16 protein-coding genes are annotated in these 21,196 nt (G+C 69.9%); 6 read left to right on the forward strand and 10 right to left on the reverse strand.

All coding sequences use genetic code 11. The annotated features are described in order from the left end of the window. The first annotated feature begins 150 nt into the window (after positions 1–150). The 3 genes from galE (at position 151) to ASG63_RS05330 (ending at position 3,830) form a co-directional block, all read left to right on the forward strand. Complete coding sequence (gene galE / locus ASG63_RS05320) at positions 151–1,140, forward strand: UDP-glucose 4-epimerase GalE (protein WP_056212823.1); 990 nt, start codon at positions 151–153, stop codon at positions 1,138–1,140. Between the two features lie 29 nt (positions 1,141–1,169). Next, positions 1,170–2,354, forward strand: coding sequence for a lytic murein transglycosylase (locus tag ASG63_RS05325; RefSeq protein WP_082559185.1), 1,185 nt, complete (start codon positions 1,170–1,172; stop codon positions 2,352–2,354). A 72-nt stretch (positions 2,355–2,426) separates the two neighbouring features. Beyond that, positions 2,427–3,830 (forward strand): SGNH/GDSL hydrolase family protein, encoded by a 1,404-nt coding sequence (locus tag ASG63_RS05330; protein WP_056212825.1) that lies wholly within the window; start codon positions 2,427–2,429, stop codon positions 3,828–3,830. Positions 3,831–3,896: 66 nt separating this feature from the next. Here the strand turns inward: ASG63_RS05330 and gor are convergent, their stop codons facing one another. From gor to ASG63_RS05380, 10 genes are all read right to left on the reverse strand, one after another. Continuing rightward, the gene (gor, locus tag ASG63_RS05335; protein WP_056212827.1) at positions 3,897–5,294 is read right to left on the reverse strand and encodes a glutathione-disulfide reductase; all 1,398 of its coding nucleotides are present in this window, start codon (positions 5,292–5,294) and stop codon (positions 3,897–3,899) included. A 150-nt stretch (positions 5,295–5,444) separates the two neighbouring features. Beyond that, a complete protein-coding gene (gene rpmG / locus ASG63_RS05340) occupies positions 5,445–5,612 on the reverse strand; it encodes a 50S ribosomal protein L33 (RefSeq protein WP_018044575.1) in 168 nt (55 codons plus the stop codon). A gap of 107 nt (positions 5,613–5,719) precedes the next feature. Further along, positions 5,720–6,901: an MFS transporter gene (locus ASG63_RS05345; protein ID WP_056212829.1), complete on the reverse strand. Its 1,182-nt coding sequence runs from the start codon at positions 6,899–6,901 to the stop codon at positions 5,720–5,722. Between the two features lie 84 nt (positions 6,902–6,985). Continuing rightward, positions 6,986–8,260, reverse strand: a complete 1,275-nt coding sequence (locus ASG63_RS05350) for an efflux RND transporter periplasmic adaptor subunit (RefSeq protein WP_056212831.1) — start codon at positions 8,258–8,260, stop codon at positions 6,986–6,988. A 64-nt stretch (positions 8,261–8,324) separates the two neighbouring features. Further along, a complete protein-coding gene (locus tag ASG63_RS05355; RefSeq protein ID WP_056212833.1) occupies positions 8,325–11,549 on the reverse strand; it encodes an efflux RND transporter permease subunit in 3,225 nt (1,074 codons plus the stop codon). A 367-nt stretch (positions 11,550–11,916) separates the two neighbouring features. Then, positions 11,917–12,141, reverse strand: a complete 225-nt coding sequence (locus ASG63_RS05360) for a YbdD/YjiX family protein (RefSeq protein ID WP_056212834.1) — start codon at positions 12,139–12,141, stop codon at positions 11,917–11,919. A 5-nt stretch (positions 12,142–12,146) separates the two neighbouring features. Then, a complete protein-coding gene (locus ASG63_RS05365) occupies positions 12,147–14,213 on the reverse strand; it encodes a carbon starvation CstA family protein (RefSeq protein ID WP_056212837.1) in 2,067 nt (688 codons plus the stop codon). Between the two features lie 158 nt (positions 14,214–14,371). Beyond that, complete coding sequence (locus ASG63_RS05370; RefSeq protein ID WP_056212840.1) at positions 14,372–15,004, reverse strand: TPM domain-containing protein; 633 nt, start codon at positions 15,002–15,004, stop codon at positions 14,372–14,374. Beyond that, the gene (locus ASG63_RS05375; RefSeq protein ID WP_056212842.1) at positions 14,994–15,803 is read right to left on the reverse strand and encodes a TPM domain-containing protein; all 810 of its coding nucleotides are present in this window, start codon (positions 15,801–15,803) and stop codon (positions 14,994–14,996) included. The genes ASG63_RS05370 and ASG63_RS05375 overlap by 11 nt, the downstream gene beginning before the upstream one ends. A gap of 6 nt (positions 15,804–15,809) precedes the next feature. Next, positions 15,810–16,448 (reverse strand): LemA family protein, encoded by a 639-nt coding sequence (locus ASG63_RS05380; protein ID WP_056212844.1) that lies wholly within the window; start codon positions 16,446–16,448, stop codon positions 15,810–15,812. Positions 16,449–16,667: 219 nt separating this feature from the next. Here ASG63_RS05380 and ASG63_RS05385 point away from each other — a divergent pair, with 219 nt between their 5' ends. From ASG63_RS05385 to ASG63_RS05395, 3 genes are all read left to right on the forward strand, one after another. Beyond that, a complete protein-coding gene (locus ASG63_RS05385; protein WP_056212846.1) occupies positions 16,668–16,985 on the forward strand; it encodes a SelT/SelW/SelH family protein in 318 nt (105 codons plus the stop codon). Further along, entirely contained in the window at positions 16,982–19,219 is a 2,238-nt protein-coding gene (locus tag ASG63_RS05390; protein ID WP_082559186.1) for a sensor histidine kinase, read from the forward strand. Before ASG63_RS05385 ends, ASG63_RS05390 begins: the two co-directional genes overlap by 4 nt. Positions 19,220–19,796: 577 nt before the next feature. Beyond that, positions 19,797–21,170 (forward strand): methyl-accepting chemotaxis protein, encoded by a 1,374-nt coding sequence (locus tag ASG63_RS05395; RefSeq protein ID WP_056212848.1) that lies wholly within the window; start codon positions 19,797–19,799, stop codon positions 21,168–21,170. Positions 21,171–21,196: the final 26 nt, after the last annotated feature.

Below are 21,196 nucleotides of genomic sequence, written 5' to 3' on the forward strand. Positions count from 1 at the left end.
GAGGGGAGGTGAGGAAAACCCCGAGTGGATTGACGTTGCCTCGGTACAGCCTCCGCCCAGGGAAGGCGATAGAGCCATCGACGTAACGGGCATAACCGACAAGCTCGTTTTCCGATATATCGTCAGTGAAACGTTTGGGGAGAAGGTGTCATGGCGGTTCTTGTGACGGGCGGTGCGGGCTATATCGGCAGCCACATGGTGCTGGCACTGCTCGACGCCGGGCACGAGGAGGTTGTGGTCCTCGACGACCTTTCAACCGGGTTCGACTGGGCGCTTCCACCTGAGGTGAAGCTCGTCATCGGCGATGTCGCCGACCAGTCGCTCCTTACGGAAGTCATCCTCCAGCATCGTATCGACGCCATCGCGCACTTCGCCGCGCGCATCGTCGTGCCGGATTCGGTCGCGGATCCCCTACAGTATTACTTGGCCAATACCGTCAAGACCCGGGCCTTGATCGAAACGGCGGTTCGCTGCGGGGTCAAGCACGTGATCTTCTCCTCGACGGCTGCGGTCTACGGCGAGCCGGAGGTCGTGCCGGTGCCGGAGGATCTGCGGCCGTCGCCGATCAATCCGTACGGACGCTCTAAGCTGATGAGCGAGTGGATGATCGCCGATGCGGCCAAGGCCCACGGCTTCTCCTACGTCATCCTGCGCTACTTCAACGTGGCCGGAGCCGACCCGCGGGGCCGCACGGGGCAATCGACGCCCAACGCCACCCACCTCATCAAGGTCGCGACCCAGGCCGCCCTCGGGCAGCGGACGCATCTCGAGGTCTTCGGCACCGATTACCCGACGCGGGATGGTTCGTGCCTGCGGGACTACATCCAGGTTTCCGACCTCGCCGAGGCCCATCGCGTCGCCCTGAACCACCTGCGGTCCGGCGGCGAGAGCCTGACCCTGAACTGCGGCTACGGGCGCGGCTACTCGGTCCTCGAGGTGATCGACGTGGTCAAGCGGGTCTCGGGGCGCGACTTCGAGGTTCGGCTCTCGCCGCGCCGTCCCGGCGATCCGGCCCAGATCGTCGCCGAGGCCCAGCGGATCCGCGATCTCGGCTGGACGCCGCAGAACGACGACCTCAACCGGATCGTCGCCCAGGCTTTCGCCTGGGAAGAGACCCTGACCCGGCGCAACCGTCTGTGAGGGGCTGGGCGCCGCTCGCCCTTGCGGGCATGCTCGGGGCCGGCCCGGTGCTGGCGGCGGGCGGTCAGCCTGTACCGGCCGCAACGACGGCGGAAGCACAGTCCCGCTTCGCCGCCTTCATCGCCTCGCTGCGACCGGAGGCCGAGGCGCGGGGCGTCTCGGCCCGGACCTTCTCGGCGGCCTTCGCGGGGATGTCCGGACCCGATCCCGACATCCTCGCCCGCACGCGCAAGCAGGGCGAGTTCGGGCGTCCGGTCTGGGACTACCTCGTCGGCGCAGTCTCGCCCGGCCGGATCGCCCGGGGGCAGGCCCACGCCAAGCGGCTCGCGTCCGTCCTCGCGCGGATCGAGGCGCGCTACGGCGTGCCGCGCTGGATCGTGCTGGCGTTCTGGGGCGTCGAGTCGGATTTCGGCGCAAGCGGCGGCAGCGTCCCGACGATCCGGGCCCTCGCGACCCTGGCGGAGGCGCGGTTCCGCGGCACGCTGTTCCGCGATGAACTCCTGGCCGCCCTCACCATCCTGGAGCGGGGCGACGTCACGCCGGAGCATATGAAGGGTTCCTGGGCCGGGGCCATGGGGCAGGTGCAGTTCCTGCCGTCCAGCTTCCTGGCCCACGCGGTGGATTTCGACGGCGACGGGCACCGCGACATCTGGGGATCGGAAGCGGACGCCTTGGCCTCCATCGCCGCCTACCTCAAGACCCTGGGCTGGAACCCGGCCTTGTCCTGGGGCTACGCGGTCACCCTGCCGGCGGGGTTCGATCTCGCCCGTTATCGCGGCGGCCTCGCGGATTTCGCCCGGCGCGGGGTTCGACGCACCGACGGTCAGGCCCTGCCGGATGCGGGCACCGCCAGCCTGTTCCTGCCGGGCGGCCTCGGGGGGCCGGTCTTCCTGATCACCGACAATTTCGAGGTGGTCCGCGCCTACAACACCTCGGATTCCTACGCGTTGGCGGTGGGGCATCTCGCCGACCGACTGGCCGGTGGGCCGGTCCTCGCCGCGCCCTGGCCGGTCCGCGACGCACGCCTCGACAAGGCGGGGCTGCAAGCCCTCCAGGCGGGCCTCACGGAGCGCGGCCTCTACGCGGGCGAGGCGGACGGGCGCGCCGGACCGAAGCTGCGGGAGGCGGTGCGGCAGTACCAGATCGCCGAGGGCCTGCCGGCGGACGGCTACGCGACGCCGCGGTTGCTGGAACACCTGCGGGGGCGGCCTTAGACCTCGGCGGCATCCTCCTCTAAGGTGTCGGCCACCCGACCGGTCCTCCGGTCCGATTGATCGAGGCGTCCCATGACCTTGCCGGCATCACGCGCGGCCTGGTGTTTCCTCTCCGGTCTGTCCCTGCTCCTCGCCGGCGCCGGGCCGGCCTGTGCGCAATGGGGCGATTCCTACGACGCGCCCCGGGGCGGCGACTACCAATCCCCCCGCCGCCGGGCCCGGGACTATTACCGGGACGACGACGGCTACGCCGCCCGACAGGCGAACCGGCGCTACGCGCCTCCGCCCCAGGAGGCGCCGCGCCAGTTCTACTGGCCCTGGGAGGATCGCCCCGCCCCGCCCCAGGTCGCCCCCGTGCCGAGCGCCCGCCCGGCGCCGCCGCGCAATCGGGGCTATGCCGATGACGGGCGCTCAAGCCACGATGACGGGCGCGCCGTCCGACGCCGTCCCCGCCCGGCCCCGGTCGTGGCCCAGCCGAAGCCGGTCGCGCCGAAGGCCGAGCCGACGACGCGGATCGCGGTCTTCGGCGATACCCTGGCCGGCCACCTCGGCGGCGGCCTGTCGAACGTCTTCGAGGACAATACGGAGATCGGCGTGGTCGATCGCTCGAAGGCCGATAGCGGCCTCGTGCGCAAGGACGTGGTCGACTGGCCGAAGGCCGCCGAGGAGTTCCTGAAGGCCAACCCGAAGACCACCTATGCCCTCGTCATGATGGGATCGAACGATCGCCAGCCCATCCGGGAGGGAGACCAGACCCTCGATCCCTTGAGCGACCGCTGGCGCACCCTCTATGCCGAGCGCGTCGACGCCCTGATCAAGGTGTTCACGGACGCGAAGATCCCGCTGATCTGGGTCGGGGCTCCGCCCATGCGCAGCGAATCCCTGACGAAGGACATCGCCGCGATCAACGACATTTACCGCGAGCGCGTGGCCAAGGCCGGCCAGACCTACGTCGATATCTGGCCCGGCTTCGTCGACGACCGCAACCGCTACACCGCGACGGGGCCCGACCTGGAAGGTCAGGAAGCCAAGCTGCGCACGGCGGACGGTGTCCACTTCACCAAGGCGGGCGCGCGCAAGATGGCGCATTTCGCCGACGTCGAGCTGAAGCGGATGATGGGCACGGGGGCGCCGCCGGCCCAGCCGGCGCTCGCCGCCCCCGTGGCGGTGGCGCCGCAGCCGCCGCTGGAAGGCGAGGCGGCCAAGCTCGACGATGCCGCCGCCATCGACCGGCAGATCACCGCGATGCTCCCGAGCCTGCCGGAGCCGCCCGGCATCCCAGCCCTGCCGGTCAAGCCCCTCGCCGGCCCGGTGGTGCCCCTCGGCCGCGCCGAGGTGACGCCGGGGGGGACGCTGATCAGCGGACGCCCCCGCGACACCGATCCCTCGGGCACCGTCGAGCGCGCCCTGGTGCGGGGCGCCGCCCCCCTGCCCCAGCCCGGCCGGGCCGACGACTTCAAGTGGCCGCCGGGCTGACCGCTCGTCCATCCTCCAACCTGTCCAGGTGGCGGATCGGACGCGGGGATCTCGGCCCCCGGGGCGCTAGCCGACCCCCACCGGATGCTTCGTCACCACGGGGCTGCGCATGGTGACGAGTTCCTCGCCGGCCGTGGGATGCACCGCGATGGTGCGGTCGAAATCCGCCTTGGTGGCGCCCATGGTGACGGCGATGCCCACGGCCTGGATGATCTCGCCGGCATCGTGGCCGAGGACGTGGACGCCGACGACCCGGTCGCTGGCGCGGTCCACCACGACCTTCATCAGCACGCGCTCGTCACGGCCGGACAGGGTCGCCTTCATCGGGCGAAAATGCGAGCGGTATACGTCGATGGTGCCGTAGAGGTCACGGGCCACATCCTCGTTGTGGCCAACGACCCCGATCTCCGGGGTCGAGAAGACGGCCGTGGGGATGAGGCCGTGGTCGACGCACCACGGTTTGTCGCCGAATACCGTGTCGGCGAAGGCGTGGCCCTCGCGAATCGCGATCGGGGTCAGCGCGGCCCGGTCGGTGACGTCGCCGACCGCGTAGATCGACGGCACGCGGGTCCGCGAGAAGGCGTCGACCGGAATCGCGCCGCGGGCATCGGGGGCGATCCCGACCGCCTCGAGACCGAGGCCGGCGATGTTGGGGCGCCGGCCCGTGGCGGTCAGGACCTGATCGACCTCCAGGGTGCTGCCGTCGTCGAGGGTGACGCGGATGCCGCTCCCGGCCCGGTCGAGGCGCTCCACCGTGCGGTTGAGGCGCAGGTCCATGCGCTTGGCATAGGCTTCGCCGAGGGCGTTGCGGAGCTCGTCGTCGAAGCCCCGCAGGAGCCGGTCGCCCCGGTGCAGCAGGGTGGTGCGGCTGCCCAGATGGGCGAAGACGCCGGCGAACTCGACGGCGATGTAGCCGCCGCCCACCACGAGGATGCGCTCGGGCAGCGTTTCCAGTTCGAAGACCTCGTTGGAGGTGATGGCGAGCTCGGCGCCCGGGATCAGCGGCTCCTTGACCGGATGGGCCCCGACCGCGACGAGGATGAAGCGGGCGGTGACGCGGCGGTCCGATCCGACGAGGCGCACGGTGTGCGCATCCTCGATCACCGCCCGTTCGGGGATGACGGTGACGCCGGCCCGGCCGAGATTGGCGTCGTAGATGCCCTCCAGGCGCGTCACCTCGGCATCGCGCCGGGCCTTCAGGATGTGCCAGTCGAAGCGCGGCTCGGGCACCGACCAGCCGAAGCCGGCGGCATCCTCGAATTCGTCGGCGAAGCGCCCGGCATAGACCATGAGCTTCTTCGGCACGCAGCCGCGGATCACGCAGGTGCCGCCGACCCGGTACTCCTCGGCGAGCTGGACCCGGGCGCCGTAGCCGGCCGCGATGCGGGCCGCCCGGACGCCGCCGGAGCCGCCGCCGATGACGAACAGATCGACGTCGAAGGTGCGGTCCAGATCGTCTGCCATGAACTCATCCTGCGGGTGGGAGCGCCGAGGGCTCTCCATCGCCCGAACGGGGCGGCACATCAACCGTCCCGCGGCGCAAACGAAAAGGCCGCTTCCCCACCCGGAGAAACGGCCTCGAAGACACCGATGCGGCGCGAGGCGCCGGCGGGCTTACTTGATCTTGGTTTCCTTGAAGTCGACATGCTTGCGCACGACGGGGTCGTACTTCTTCATCGACAGCTTCTCGGTCTGCGTACGGGAGTTCTTCTTGGTGACGTAGAAGTAACCCGTGTCGGCGGTCGAGATCAGCTTGACTTTAACGGTGACGGCCTTGGCCATGGACGCGGCGCTCCTGTGATCGCGGCATTCCGCATCAGCGAAACGCAAAAGGGCCGGCGGTGGCCGGCTGAATACCGGCGGGTGATTGCCCCATCGGCCGGGATTCGTCAAGGCGCCTCATACGTCGGATGCCGGACGATGCCCAGGGCGACGACCATCGCGTAGCCCAGGAACAGCAGGCAGAGGCTGTAGGCGAACCCCTGGGGCGGGATCAGGTCCATCCCCCCGCCGATGAGCGGCGGACCGAGCATCAGACCGACATTGTAGAGGACTACGAAGGCGGCGTTGGCCCCCGCCAGTTCCGGCCCCCGCACGGTGGCGCCGAGATGGGCGAGGCCCACGGTGTAGAGCGTCCCGGCGATGCCGCCCCATAGGAACAGCAATCCGAGGAGGGCCGGAAACCAGGTCGACGCCAGGGGTATCAGCATCGACCCGAGGGCCCCGCCGAGCCCGGCCATGAGCAGGACGAGGCGCCGGTCGACCCGGTCGGCGAGCCAGCCGAAGGGGATCTGGAAGAGGACGTTGCCCAGCGCCAGCGCACTGACGAGGCCGGCCGCCGTCTCGGCGTCGTAGCCGAGGCGCAGGCCGTAGAGGGGCAGGATCGCGAAGCCGCCGGTCTCCACCGCCCCGTAGACTAGGGCCGCGGCGGTGGCGGCGGGCGCGAGGCGCAGATAGGCGTGGAAGGGGCGCGACGCGCCGTGCCCGATCACCGGGGACAGGCCCCGGGCCAGCAGGAGGGGGACCAGGGCGACGAGGAACAGGCCGGCCCCGCCGAGATAGGGCGCGTAGCCCTGCGTCCCCAGGACGGTGAGCAGGGTCGGTCCCACCGCGAAGCCCAGCGCCAGGACCGTGGCGTAGACGCCCATCACCAGGCCGCGCCGCTCCGGCGGGGCCGCCGCGTTGATCCAGAACTCCGAGAGCACGAACAGGGCGCCGAGGCTCGTGGAAAACACGAAGCGCAGCACGAACCACCAGGCGATGCCCTGGAGGAGCTTGAAGGCGACGAGGCAGAGGGCGCCGAGGACGATGGCGCCCACGAGGAGCGGCAGCACGCCGAGCCGGGCCGCCAGGCGCGGTACGAACGGCACCGTCAGGATGGCCGCGAGGCCCGCCACGGCGGTGTTCACCCCGATCAGGGTGCTCGACGCGCCCATGCGCGCCATCTCGATGGAGAGCAGCGGGATCGTCAGGCTAAGGCCGATGCCGACCACCGCCACGCAGGTGATGGCCGCGGCGATCGAGGCGAAGCGGGAGCCGTCGCGCGACTCGGCGTGGGGAGGGGCCGGCATGAAGGGGTCCGCTGCGGGTCGCTGGCGCGACGCCGGGACCGCCTTGTCTACGCCGGGGCGGGCCGGCGCAACCGGGGCCTGCCCTCAGCGCGCGGCCGATTTCAGCGGCTTGCCGTCGGCGGTCGGCGGCTTGCGCTCGATCTTCTGGCCGTCCTGCAGGTCGGCGGGGGGGCTGAGTACGATCTCCTCGCCGCCCTCCAGGCCCTGGTCGAGCTCCACCGTGGTACCGAGGTCGCGCCGGATCGTCACCGTGCGCCACTGTGCCGTGCCGTCGTCGCGGGCCACCGCCACCTGGGTGCCGCGCTGGTTGAAGACGAGGGTCTCGGCCGGCACCCGCACGTTCGGTTCGGTGCGCGGCACCTTCAGGGTGACGTAGACGTAGAGCCCGGCCCGCAGGGCGCCGTCGGTGTTCGGGACGTCGACCTGCGCCGTCAGGGTGCGCGACGAGGTCAGCAGCGCCACCGAGCTGCGCTCGACCTTGCCCGAGAAGGTCCGGTCGGCGATCTGCGGCACCTTGATGGACGCATCCACCCCCGGCTTCACCCCGACGGCGACGTTCTGGGGTACGTTGACCGAGACGCGCAGGATGTCGTCGCGGTCCATGGAAAGCAGGGCGGTCCCTGTGCCGTCGGCGTGCACGAGGTCGCCGACATCGACGCCGCGCTGGGTCACCACGCCGTCGAAGGGCGCGATGATGTCCTTGAAGCCGGTGAGCGCCCGCAGGCGCTCCACCGTGGCCGCCTGGGCCTTGATGTTGGCCTGGGCCACCTTCACGCCGGCTTCCGCCGAGGCGAGGGTCGCGGCCTGGCTGAGCACGCTGGCCTGGGAATTGTCCGCGTTCTGCTTCGAGGCCCAGCCCTGCCCCGCCAGGGTGGAGGTGCGGCTGTTGGTGACGTTGGCGAGGTTCACATTGGCCTTGGCCTGGTCGACCATGGACCGGGCCTGGAGGAGCGCGGCCTCGAGCTGTCCCGTCTGCGCCTCCGCCTGGGCCAGCTGCTGGTCGAGGTCGGGCGCCGCGATGCGCATCAGGATGTCGCCCTGGCGGACACGGCTGCCGATATCGACCCGGCGCTCGGCGATGTAGCCGGTGGCGCGGGCGTAGAGGGCCGCCTTGGCGAAGGCGTCGGTCTGCCCCGGCAGGGTGATGTCGATGGGCTTGTCCGCCCGCTCCGCGGTGGCGGTGCGCACCACCGGCACGAAGCTGTTCACCTTGCGCTGGGTCTCGGAGGCGGCGGCGCGCCGCTGCATCTGGCCGTAGCCGCCCCAGGCGAGGAGGCCGATGGCCGCCAGGGCGGCGATCACGAACGGTGCCTTGCCGGGCGGCGGCTGGATGTCGGACGGATCGTGGGTCTGATGCATCACGCCTGTCCCATCGCCGAACCGGGCCTCATCCTGCCATCCCTGTTCCAGACCCGCCAACGGCTCACGCGTAATCCTCCAGCGGCTTGACCGCGCCCCGGCGCAGGAGCGTGTACAGGAACGGCACGAAGAGCAGCGTCGCCGGCGTGCCGATGGCGATGCCGCCCATGACGGCCCGGGCCAAAGCCGCGTTCTGCTCGCCGCCCTCGCCCGTGCCGAGGGCCATCGGGATCAGGCCGAGGAACATCGCGCTCGCGGTCATCAGCACCGGCCGCAGGCGGGTCTCGCCGGCGAGCAGGGCCGCCTCGACGGCGCCGCATCCCGTGGCCTCGCGATGCTCCTTGGCGAAGGTCACCAGCAGGATCGAGTTCGCGGAGGCGATGCCCACCGACATGATCGCCCCGAAGAGCGAGGGAATCGAGAACGTCGTCCCGGTGATGAACAGGCTCGCGACGATGCCGCAGAAGGCCAGCGGCAGGGCGGCCAGCACCACGAAGGGATCGCCCCAGCTCTGGAAGTTCACCGCCATCAGCAGGTAGACCGCCACCAGGGCGATCGCGAGGCCGACCTGAAGCCGGAAGAAGGCCGATTCCATGTTCTCGATCTGGCCCCGGACCGTGATCTTGTCGGGGGCCGGCAGGGCCTTCTGCTCCTCGGCGACGATCTGGCGGATCGCCTTCGACACCGAGCCGAGATCGCTGTCCTGCACCGCTGCGTAGACGTTGAAGGTCGGCTGGGTGTTGACGTGGTTGATCACCGTCTGCGACCCCTCGCGGCGCAGGGTCGAGACGCTGGAGAGGAGCGTCAGCACGCCCGGCGCATCCGCATTGCCGTTGACGAGGAGCGGCGTGTTCTGGAGCGCGGTGAGCGAGTCGTTGCGGTATTCCGGCGTCTGCACCCAGAGCTGGTAGGGGATGCCGGTCTTCGGGTCGGTCCAGAAGTTCGGCGTCACCTGAAACGAGCCCGACAGCGAGACGTTCAGCCCCTGGGCGATCTGCTGCTGGGTCAGCCCGAGCTCCGAGGCGAGCCGCCGGTCGACGTCGACGAAGAATTGCGGCGTGCCGACGATCTGGTGCAGGTGCACGTCGACCGCCCCGCGCACCGCCTTCAGGCGGCGGACGATGCTCTGGGCCACCTCGAGGTCCTTGGCGGTGTTGCGGCCCGAGACCTGGATGTCGATCTGCGCCAGGGTGCCGAAGTTCAGGATCTGGGTGATGATGTCCGAGGGCTGGAAGTAGAACACCACGTCGGGGAAACGCTCGCGCAAGACCTCGCGCAGGCGCTTGGTGTAATCCGCCACCGAACCGTGGCCCTCCTTAAGGTTGATGAGCATCTGGCCGTCGTTGTAGGCGACGAACGAACCGTCCGAGAACGCGAAATTGTAGTTGTTCGCCGGCAGGCCGATATTGTCGAGGATCTGGTCGATCTCGCCCTCGGGGATCACCTCGCGGACCACGTTCTCGACCTGGGCGAAGACCTGCTCGGCCGTCTCGATGCGCATGCCGGGCCGCGTCCGCAGATGCAGGGTCATCTGGCTCGAGGCGACCTGCGGGAAGTAGTCCTGCCCCACGAAGACGAAGAGCCCGGCGGTGGTGGCGAAGACGACGGCCACCAGGGTCAGCGTCGCGGCGCGGCGGGCGACGACGACGTGGAGCAGGCCGAGATAGCCGCGCTGGAAGCGCGCGAACCGCGCCTCGAAGCCGTGGCGGACCCAGCCGGCCAGCCGAAAGACCGGGCCGCCGATCCACGCGAGGGCGCGGGCGACGCGTCCCCGCCGCGGCGCGGCGCCCGCCCCGTGCTTGGCGTCGTATTCCCGCGCCACCAGCACGTCGATCAGCACCGGGACCAGGGTGCGCGACAGGACGTAGGAGGTCAGCATGGCGAACACGACCGCCAGGGCCTGGGGCGTGAACAGGTATTTCGGCGTGTCCGTGAGGGCGAAGACCGAGACGAAGGCGGCGCAGATCGACAGGGTCGAGATCAGTGCCGGCTTGGCGATGCCGGCCGCGCCCTCTACCACCGACTTGCGGAAGGGCTCGCCCTCCTCAAACAGCCGGTAGGTGTTCTCGATCGCCACCGTCGCATCGTCGACCAGGATGCCGACCGCCAGGGCGAGGCCGCCCAGCGTCATCACGTTGATGGTCTCGCCGAGCGCCGCCAGGATCGCCAGGGAGGTCAGGATCGAGAGCGGGATCGAGACCAGCACCACGATGGTGGAGCGCCACGACCCGAGGAACAGCAGGATGGTGAGGCCCGTCAGGCCCGCCGCGATGATCGCCTCGTGGATCACGCCCTCGATGGCGGCGGAGACGAAGACCGACTGGTCGAACAGCGGCTTCAGGCTCATGCCCTCGGGGGCGGCGGCCTGGATGTCGGGCAGCGCCTTCTTCACGTTGTTGACGACATCCAGCGTCGAGGCGGTGCCGTTCTTGAAGATGCGCATCAGCACCGAATGCAGGCCGTCCGCGCGCACGATGTTGACCTGCGGCGGGCCGCCGTCGCGCACGTTGGCGACGTCGCGCACCAGGATCGGCTGGCCGCCCACCACCTTGATGGGGATCTGGTTCAGGGCCTCGATCGCCTCGGGCGAGGCGTTGAGCTGCACCGGGTATTGCTGCTCGCCGATCTTGGCGAGGCCGGAGGGGATCGTCAGGTTCTGGGCCGTCACCGCGTTGGTGACGTCCAGCGCCGTGAGCCCGAGGGCCTGGAGGGCGTGCAGGTCGAGATCGACCATGATCTGGCGCGGGGTGCCGCCGAAGGGCGAGGGCAGGGTCGAGCCCGGCACCTGGGTCAGGCGCTGGCGGATGCGATACTGGGCGTAGTCGAAGACCTTGGTCAGGCTCTCCCGGTCGGACGAGAGCGCGAGCTGGATCACCGGCACCGAGGAGGCCGAGAAGCGCAGGACGATGGGGGGCTGCACCCCGGGCGGCATCGTCGCGCGGATCGAGTTCATCGCCGAGACGACCTGCGCGATGGCCAGATCGATGCTCACCGCGCCGTCGAAGTAGATCTTCTGGATCGCCGTGCCCTGCAGGGTCGTCGATTCCATCCGGGCGATGTTGTTGACGTTGTTGGAGAGCGAGAACTCCGCGTAGGTCGTGATGCGACGCTCCATCTCGGAGGTCGACAGGCCGTTGTAGGTCCAAACCACCACGACCACCGGGATATCCACGGTGGGCAGCACGTCCTTGGGCGCGACCACGACCGCCGCCGCGCCGCCGAGCATCATCAGCACGGCCAGCACGTAGATCGTGATGCGGAACTTCAGAGCATACTGGACGAGGCCCATGCGGCTCCCACGCGATCGCGTTCAGGCTGGTGTACCACGGTGGTCGCATGCCACCGGTTCCTCTGTAGCCGTGACGCCGCGACGCAATCGAGGTTTCAAGCCGGGATTTTTGTTTCCGGGTGTAAACCGGGGGCCGCATCGCCGGCGCCGCGGCCCGAGGTCTGGGCAGGCTTCGTCGGGACGTCGCGGTCGAGGCCCCTCGGCACCGCGTCACCCGAGCCCGTGGGGATGGCCCACGCGGCGGGCTCGGGGCCGGGCCAGGGGGCGGCATCCGCCGGGCGCGTCTGCGTGTGATCGGATGGCTGCGGAGGACGCGCGCGAGGCCGTCCGTCCGGTGAAGACCCGCCGGTACGGCAGGCGGACGCGTTCAGCAGCAGCGGAAGCCGCTGCGGTTGCCGACGCCGAAGCGGGCGTTCTCCCGGTTCCGGAAGAACTCCCGCTCGCTCATGGGCTCCTGGTCCGCATGCGTCCTGCGGATATGGGCGGCATAGGCCTCGTAATCGCCCTGCCCCACCATCAGTCGGGCGCCGTCGCAGACGCATTTCGAGAAGGTCTTGAGACGGTCCCGCAATTCGGTCGACGACAGCGCCATGGGCTTTACTCCGCGGGAACGGCGGCCGGGCCGCCGCTCTCCAGGGCGGTCCAGCGATCGGCCCGATAGGCCTTCACGCAGGCCATGATGCCGAAGGTGGCGATGGCGAGCACGAGGCCGACGAACAGCACCGCGAGGGCGGCGTCGATCCGGTCGTTGAAGACGATCTTGTGCATGTCGGCCATGCTCTTGGCCGGCGCCAGCACCTTGTTCTCGGCGATGGCCGCCGAGAAGCGATCGGCGTGGGACAGGAAGCCGATCTTGGGGTCGGCCGAGAAGATCTTCTGCCAGCCGGCCGTGAGGGTGCAGACGCAGAGCCAGACGGTGGGGATGATCGTGACGAAGGCATAGCGCTCGCGCTTCATCTTGAAGATCACCACGGTGGCGAGCGTCAGGGCCACGGCGGCCAGCATCTGGTTGGAGATGCCGAACAGCGGCCACAGGGTGTAGATGCCGCCGAGGGGATCGGTGACGCCCTGGTAGAGGAAGTAGCCCCAGGCGCCGACGCAGAGGGCGGTGGCCAGGATGCTCGGCGCCCAGGCCGTCGTGTCCTTGAAGCGCGGCGAGACGAGGCCGAGCAGGTCCTGCAGCATGAAGCGCCCGGCGCGCGTGCCGGCATCCACCGCGGTCAGGATGAACAGCGCCTCGAACAGGATCGCGAAGTGGTACCAGAACGCCATCATCGCCTTGCCGCCGATGGCCGAGGAGATGATGTGCGCCATGCCGACCGCGAGGGTCGGCGCGCCGCCGGCGCGGGAGATGATCGAGTGCTCGCCGACGTCCTTGGCCGTCTGGGCGATCTGCTCCGGCGTGATGGCGAAGGCGGGATCGAGCTTCGTCACCGCGGCCGCCGCGCTCTCCGGCGTCGTGCCGACGAGGCCGGCGGGCGAGTTCATGGTGAAGTAGATGCCCGGCTCGATCACGCTGGCGGAAACCAGCGCCATCACGGCCACGAAGCTCTCCATGAGCATGCCGCCGTAGCCGATGAAGCGGGCATCGGACTCGCGGTCGATGAGCTTGGGCGTGGTGCCCGAGGAGATCAGCGCGTGGAAGCCCGAGACCGCGCCGCAGGCGATGGTGATGAACAGGAACGGGAACAGCGACCCGGCCCAGACCGGCCCGCTGCCGTCGACGAACTTGGTCACGGCCGGCATCTGCATGTGCGGGGCGACGTAGGCGATGCCCAGCGCCAGGCCGATGATCGTGCCGATCTTGAGGAAGGTCGAGAGGTAGTCGCGCGGGGCGAGCAGGAGCCAGACCGGCAGGATCGAGGCGATGAAGCCGTAGCCGATCAGCAGCCAGCAGAGCTGCGTGCCCGTGAAGGTGAAGACCGGGCCCCAGTAGGGATCGGCCGCCACGTTGCCGCCGTAGACGATGGCCAGCATCAGCAGCACGAAGCCGATGATCGAGACCTCGCCGACCTTTCCGGGCCGGATGTAGCGGGCGTAGAGGCCCATCAGCATCGCGATCGGGATCGTCGCCGCGACCGTGAAGGTGCCCCAGGGGCTCTCGGCCAGGGCCTTCACGACGATCATCGCCAGCACCGCCAGCAGGATGACCATGATCATGAAGGTGCCGAACAGGGCGATGACGCCCGGAATGGTGCCGAGTTCGGAGCGGATCAGCTCGCCCAGCGAGCGGCCGTCCCGGCGCATCGAGATGAAGAGGACCATGAAGTCCTGCACGGCGCCGGCCAGCACCACGCCGGCTAGGATCCAGAGCAGGCCCGGGAGGTAGCCCATCTGCGCGGCGAGCACGGGGCCGACCAGCGGCCCGGCGCCGGCGATGGCGGCGAAGTGGTGTCCGAACAGCACGTTGCGGTTGGTAGGGACGTAGTCGAGCCCGTCGTTGTGGACGTGGGCCGGCGTCCGGCGGCTGTCGTCGAGCCGCATGACCTTGGAGGAGATGAAGAGCGAGTAGTAGCGATAGGCGATGAGATAGACGCAGACCGCCGCCACGACGATCCAGAGGGCGTTGACCGTTTCCCCGCGCGTCGTCGCGACGATGGCGAGGGCGGCCGCCCCCAGCGCTCCCACGAGGGCCCAGGGCCCGTGCTTCGTTACCGCACTCATAGACGTCTCGCTCCTGCGACCTGTCCTTCGTGGCCGGTCGTCAAGGGCTCTTCTTGCGCAAATTCTTCCGCAGGGCCAGAGGCCCGCGATTTCAATCGGTAGGGATTGAATAACCCATCCCCCGTTTGTCACCGCGGGTTGCGAAAGGCCCGCGATCCTCAATCGAGTTCGATGACGCGGTTCGGCAGGGCGTCGAGGGGTCTGGCTTCCGGCGGAAGCGACCCGGCCAGGATGGTGCCGACCTGCCCGACGGCTTCGGTCAGGCCCGCCGCGGCCTCGCCGCGGCGCAGGGCGGCCAGGAGCGCCTCGATCGCGCCGGACCAGGCGCCGGGCGGGACGCGCGCGGCAACGCCGTGATCGGCGACGATCTCGGCATGGCCCTCGGCCCGGGCGACGTAGATCAGCACCCCGGTCCGCCCTGCCGTCCGGCTGAGGCCGCGGGTCGTGAATTCGCGCAGGGCCTGTTCGTGGGCGCGATCGCGGCGGATCGCCGGTGGGACCAGGGCCATCCGCACCCGGGGATGGAGACCCGCCAGGAGCGCCAGCAGGACCACGGCGACCTGCGCCAGCGCGATCGTGGCCGCGCTCCACGGGGTCAGGACGATCAGCGGCCAGGGCAGGACGAGGCCGGCGGCCAGGGCGAGCAGCAGCGGCGCGGAGCGGTAGAGTCCGGCACGGGCGGCCACCAGCACGACGATCTCGCCGGACGTCGCGGTCTCGGCCCGGCGGATCGCCTCCGCGATCCGCGCCCGCGCCGGCGCATCGAGAAAGGGCGGTCGCTTACCAGTCACCGGAGGCTCCTCCCCCACCCGACGAGCCGCCCCCGCCGGAAAAACCGCCCCCATCGAAGCCGCCCGAGACGCCGCCGCTCCAGCCCCCCGAGGATGGCCCCGGCAGGATGATGAAGCCGCCCCCACCGCCCCGCCGCCCGCGGTTCATCCGGTAGACGACGAACAGGACGACGAAGAACAGCACGATGAAGATCACCACCTGTCCGGAATCGGCCTCGTCGCTGCGTACCTGCGCCTTGCGTTGCCACTCCTCGGCGTCGCCCGCGAGGATCGACAGCACCGCGTCGACGCCCGCGTTGATGCCGCCGGCGTAGTCGCCGGTCTTGAAGCGTGGTGTGATCGCGGTGGTGATGATGACCTTCGAAAGGGCATCGGTCAGGGCCCCCTCGAGGCCGTAGCCGACTTCGATCCGGACCTTGCGCTCGTTGGGGGCGACGAGGAGCAGCGCCCCGTTGTCGGTCTTGGCCTGCCCGAGCTTCCAGGCGCGGAACAGGCGGTTGGCGTAGTCCTCCACCGTCCGGCCCTGCAGGCTGGGGACCGTGGCGACCACCACCTGATCGGAGGTCTTGTCCTCGTAGGCCTTCAGCTTGGTCTCGAGGGCCGTCCGGTCCTCGGGCTTGAGGAGGCCGGCGCCGTCGACCACCCGCCCGGTCAGGGCGGGGAAGGTCGGTTCGGCGCCACCGGCCTGCGCGTGCGCGAGGCCGGTGGCGCCGACGACGAGCCAGAGCCCGAGGATCAGCCGCGCGGCGATCGACCGGATGGCGTCTGTCCCGGCGCTGCCCGGGCGCGGACGGTCCATGGCGGGCTAGAACTTCACGTTCGGCGGGCGCTCGGCGTTGGGCGTCGCCGTGAAGGTCTCCATCGGCTTCGCGTCCGGGTAGAAGATGGCGGCGATCCACCGGCCCGGAATGGTGCGGACCTCGGTGTTGTAGTCCTGGACCGCGGCGATGTAGTCGCGGCGGGCGACGGCGATCCGGTTCTCGGTGCCTTCGAGCTGCGACTGCAGGGCGAGGAAGTTCTGGTTCGACTTAATGTCGGGGTAGCGCTCGACGGTGACGAGGAGGCGGCCGAGGGCGCCCGAGAGCTGGTTCTGCGCGTCCTGGAATTCCTTGAACTTCTGCGGATCGCTCACGGTCGAGGCGTCGACCTTGACGCTCGACGCCTTGGCCCGCGCCTCGGTCACGCCGATCAGCACGTCCTTCTCCTGCTGCGCGTAGCCCTTCACCGTCTCGACGAGGTTCGGGATCAGGTCGGCCCGGCGCTGGTACTGGTTCTGCACCTCGCTCCACGAGGATTTCGCCCGCTCCTCGAGGGTCGGGACCCGATTGATCGCTCCGCAGCCGGTCAGGGTCGTGCCCAGGGCGAGAGCCGCGACAGCGATCCGAACCCTGCCGAGCCAGGCCCGGACGGGACCCGTCGTCGGGGTGACGACACCTGAACGCATGCTTGAACTCCTTGGCCATCGGCGCGCCGCGCGAAGATCGGTCCCTCACCGGCCCGTGAACACACATAGGCGCATCGGCGCTGCGATAAAGGCGCACAGGGAAAAACTTGGCCGGGTGACGGGAAAACGTCGCCGAACCCCACCGAACACCATCGCCGTGCGGTGCCCGGGCGCGCGTTTCGGTTGACAAGCCGGGAGCGATCGGTCGCTTTACCCGCCATGGACGAAACGCCCCGCCCATCGCCCGAGAAGCCGCGGGTTTCGATCACCTACTGCACGCAGTGCCAGTGGCTGCTGCGGGCGGGATGGATGGCGCAGGAACTCCTCTCCACGTTTCGCGACGACCTCGGGGAGGTGGCGCTGATCCCCGGCACCGGCGGCGTCTTCGTGATCCTGTGCGGACCGCACCTGATCTGGGATCGGACGCGCGACGGCGGCTTCCCCGACGTCAAGGTCCTCAAGCAGCGCGTTCGGGATCACCTCGCGCCGGATCGCGACCTCGGACACATCGATCGCGCGGGCGTCGCGCGCTCATGAGCTATCCGCCTCCCGGAGAGACCCCGCCTCCCGGAGAGACCCCGACCGGGCGCCGCACTTGGCGCCGGGGGTGGGGGTCGCTCGCCTCCGCCTTCGCGCGTGTCCGACAGCGCGGTTTCTCGACCCAGGTCTACCTGGTCGCCCTGGTGATCGCGCTGATCGGACCGGGATTGCTGTTCACGGCGATCCTGCTCGCGCGCTACGCGGGAACCGAGCGGGCCCGCTTCGAGCAGGATGCCCGCGAGAACGTGCGGAGCATCGCCCTCTCCGTCGACCGCGACACGGCGGGCCTCGTCTCGGTGCTGCAGACCCTCGCCACATCGCCGCGACTGAAGGACGGCGAGTTCGACAATTTCGACGCCCAGGCGCGCCTCGTGCGGGACGCGGTCGGCCTCGACATCCTGCTTCGGCGACCGGACGGACAGCAGGTCGTGAACACGGCGGTGCCGCGCCGGGCCCCGCTGCCGCGCAGCGGGCTGCCCTTCGATCGCGAGATCGCCACGGGCAGCCAGCGCGCCGTCGTCTCGGGCTACGTCAAGGGCATGAAGCCCACGGACGCGACCTATGCGGTCGCGGTGCCGGTGTTCGGCGAGGGCGGCGTCACCCATATCCTCAGCTTCACGGTCCCGATCGGCCGGCTGGACGGCCTGGTCGCCCGGGAAGCCGTCGAGGGCTGGACCACCGGCCTCTCCGACCGGGACGGGGTCATCCTGGCGCGGGTGCCCGATCCGGAGACCAATATCGGCTCGCAGCGCCTCGCGACCCTGCGTCAGTACCAGACCGCGACGCCGAATGTCTGGGAGGGCAAGGATCGGCGCCTCAAGGCCGTGACGGTCGTCGAGGCCCGCTCCCGCCTCACGGGCTGGACCGCGGCCGCGATCATCCCGCAGGCCCTGGTGGAAGCGCGCCTGCGCAACTGGATCTGGGCCTTCTGCGGCTTCGGCCTCCTGGTGCTGGCGACCTCGTCCATCCTGGCGGTTCACCTGTGGTCGCGGGTCTCGCAGCCCCTGCGCCGGCTCGCCGCGACGGGGCCGGCCCTCTCCCGCGGCGAGGTCATCCCGCGGATCACCTCGCCGATCCACGAGATCCGGCGCCTGGGGGACGTGCTCGCGGAGGCCTCCCAGCGCCTGCGCCTGCGCAGCGACGAGCGCGACCGGGCGCTGGCGGAGACCGAGCGCGGCCTGAGTGCCCTGCGCGAGAGCGAAGCCCGCTTCCGCCACATGGCCGATTCCGCTCCGGCCCTGATCTGGATGACCGACGAGAACGCCCGGATCAGCTTCGCCAACATGCATTTCGACCACATGTTCGGGCTGCATACGGCCGCCGTGCTGGCCGGCGAGGATTGGCGCCGGATCATCTTCGCGGAGGACTACGAGGCCTTCGCGACCCGCTTTCGGGACGCCTTCGCGGCGCGGGTGCCCTTCCAGGCCGACGTCCGGGTGGTGGACCAGGACGGCGTCGTGCGCTGGCTGCGCTGCGAGGGGGTGCCGCGGACGGACGATACCGGGAATTTCCTCGGCTACACGGGCTGCAACGTCGACATCACCGACGCCAAGCGCGCCGCCGAGCACCAGCAATTGCTGATCCACGAACTGAACCATCGCGTGAAGAACACCCTGGCCACCGTGCAGTCGATCGCGGGACAGTCCCTGCGCCGGCTCGAGGGGCCGGAGGCCACCGCGGCCCGAGCCGCGTTCGAGGCCCGCCTGCTGGCCCTGGCCCGGGTGCACAACGTCCTCACCCGGGAGAGCTGGGACGGCGCCGAACTCGGAAACGTCGTGGCCGACGCCATCGCGCCGCTGGATGCGACGGAGGGGCAGCGCTCCCGGTTCTTCGTCTCCGGTCCCGCCCTGCGGCTGCCGCCGCGCCTGGCCCTGTCGATCGCCATGGCGCTCCACGAGCTCGGCACCAATGCGGTGAAGTACGGGGCGCTTTCGCAGGAGGGGGGCACGGTGACGATCGCCTGGTCGGTGGAGCGCCAGGCGGAGACCCGCCTGATCCTGCGCTGGAGCGAGGCGGGCGGCCCCCCTGTCGTCCCGCCGACCCGGACCGGCTTCGGCTCGCGCCTGATCGAGCGCAGCCTGGCCCGGGAACTCGATGGCGAGGTCCAGTTGCTGTTCGCGGCCAGCGGTGTCGTCTGCACCATCGAGGCCCCGGTCCCCCCGCCGACTCTGCTGGAACGCAAGGCGGACCTCATCGGCCCGCGCGAGATGCCGCTCTCCCGTTCGGCCTGAGCCGGACTCGATCCGGGCCGGCGGCCGAGCGGCGTCGATCCGACACGCCGCCCGTCTTTCTCCGCACCTGCCCGGGCGCCATCCTGAATTGCATGGGCCGTGCCGTGCCGGACCTCGCGGGCTGGTTCAGCGCCTGAACAGATTTGGTCCAGGCGGACGCTCCTCGGTCTCGCCGGAGGTTTCGGGCGGCGATCCCCCGGGCTGCGCGCGGGCCTCCCGGCATCGCCGGCCTGTGTCGAAGTGGACGTCGCGTTCGGCCGGGTGTCTCACCTGGGCTGGACCGGACGGACGAGCCCTCGGGCCTCCGCGAGGGTTATGAATTCGTCGTAGATATTAACAATCAATATGGAATTTTAACTAAATTATAATGAAAAGCTAAAGCTTGCCGAACCAAAACTGGTGGTAGACAACAAGCACTGATTGCGGCGAGCTGCCCGTTAATTGTTCGCGTTGCACAACAGCGCATCGCGGTGCGAGACGGAACGCTTCTCGATTTTGAGCGGGTGTTTCAGGCCATAAGGATACATTAATGGAAGATCGGTAGATCACATCGCTACGCCTTACAGGACCAACCGCGATGCTCGGCCTTCCCTTCGCTCGTTCCACCCCGAAGTCGCCCGTCACCGAGACGGCGCCGGATGCCGCTGGGATCCGCGACGAAGCCCGTCTGGTACAGGCGGTGGAATCCCTGATGGTGAGCCAAAATCTCGCATCGGTCGATCTGCCCGAGGGGCCGCTCCGCGCCGCGATCGAGCGGTTGCATGCGAATCGCGAAGCCGATCTCCTGCGCAGCCTGGCCACCACCGCCTCCGTGGCCCGCGAGGCCTCGGAAGCTGCGACGAACACGGGTTGGATGACCTACGACGTCGGTGAGGTGGCGAGCGCCACCCAGACGATCGCGGGCGCCGCCGAGGAGATGGCGGCCTCCGTGGCGGAGGTGGCGCAGACCTCCGAGACCGTGGTGACCGTCGCGCGGGATGCCCTCGCGGAGACCCAGGCCTGCATCCAGGACGCGCAGAAGGCGCGCACGGCGATGCACGAGATCGATGTCCGGACCTCGCAGATCTCCGATCGCGTCGTCGTCCTCGAGCGCGCCATCGCGCAGATCGAGGTGATGGCCACCACCATCGCGGCGATTTCGGCGCAGACCAATCTCCTGGCCCTCAACGCCACCATCGAGGCCGCCCGGGCGGGCGAGGCTGGCCGCGGGTTCTCCGTGGTGGCCGCCGAGGTGAAGTCGCTCTCCGCCCAGACCGCCAAGTCCACCGGGGAGATCCGCGGGCTGCTGAGCACCCTCACCGCCGAGATGGGCGCAATCTCGGAGGCGGTTCACGAGAGCCGCAGCGCCGTCACCACGGGCCGCACCATCGTCGATCACCTCGAGCACCGGATCGTCGAGACCAATGCCCGCATCGCGCAGGCGAGCGACCTGAACCAGGCGATCTCGCACATGCTGGGACAACAGCGGGCCGCGACCTCGGAAATCTCCACCAGCGTGCAGAACATCGCCGCGAAGGCCTCGAAGACCCACGAGGAGATCGAGAAGATCACGAGCCGACTCGTGCGCGCCGAGGCCACAGGCCAGACGGCGCTGAACGCGAATGCCCGCGACGTGCCGGTCTACGCCCTGGTGCGCCTGCCGGCCGATCTCGGCGCGTGGAAGCGCAAGCTCGCCCGGGTTCTCGTCGGCATGGCCCAGCCGGATCCGATCCTGGCCACCCCGTCGGGCCAGCCCGGCCGGAGCCTGAAGACGGACCTGGCCGGGACGGCACCGGCCGCCCACCCCGCCTTCGCCCGGCTGGTGGCTGCGGAGAGCAAGGCCTTCGCGGAAGCCGGCAAGATGCTGGAAGCCCTCAAGGCCAGCAACTGGGATGTCGGAACCCCCGCCTACCAGGCCGCCGCGGAAGCGATGAAGGAGATGCTCGTCGCCGCCAAGGAAATCGCCGGCTGAGGGCCGGCCGCGCCGCGGGGCGGCGC

This window comes from Methylobacterium sp. Leaf94, assembly GCF_001426045.1.
Classification (GTDB): Bacteria; Pseudomonadota; Alphaproteobacteria; order Rhizobiales; family Beijerinckiaceae; genus Methylobacterium.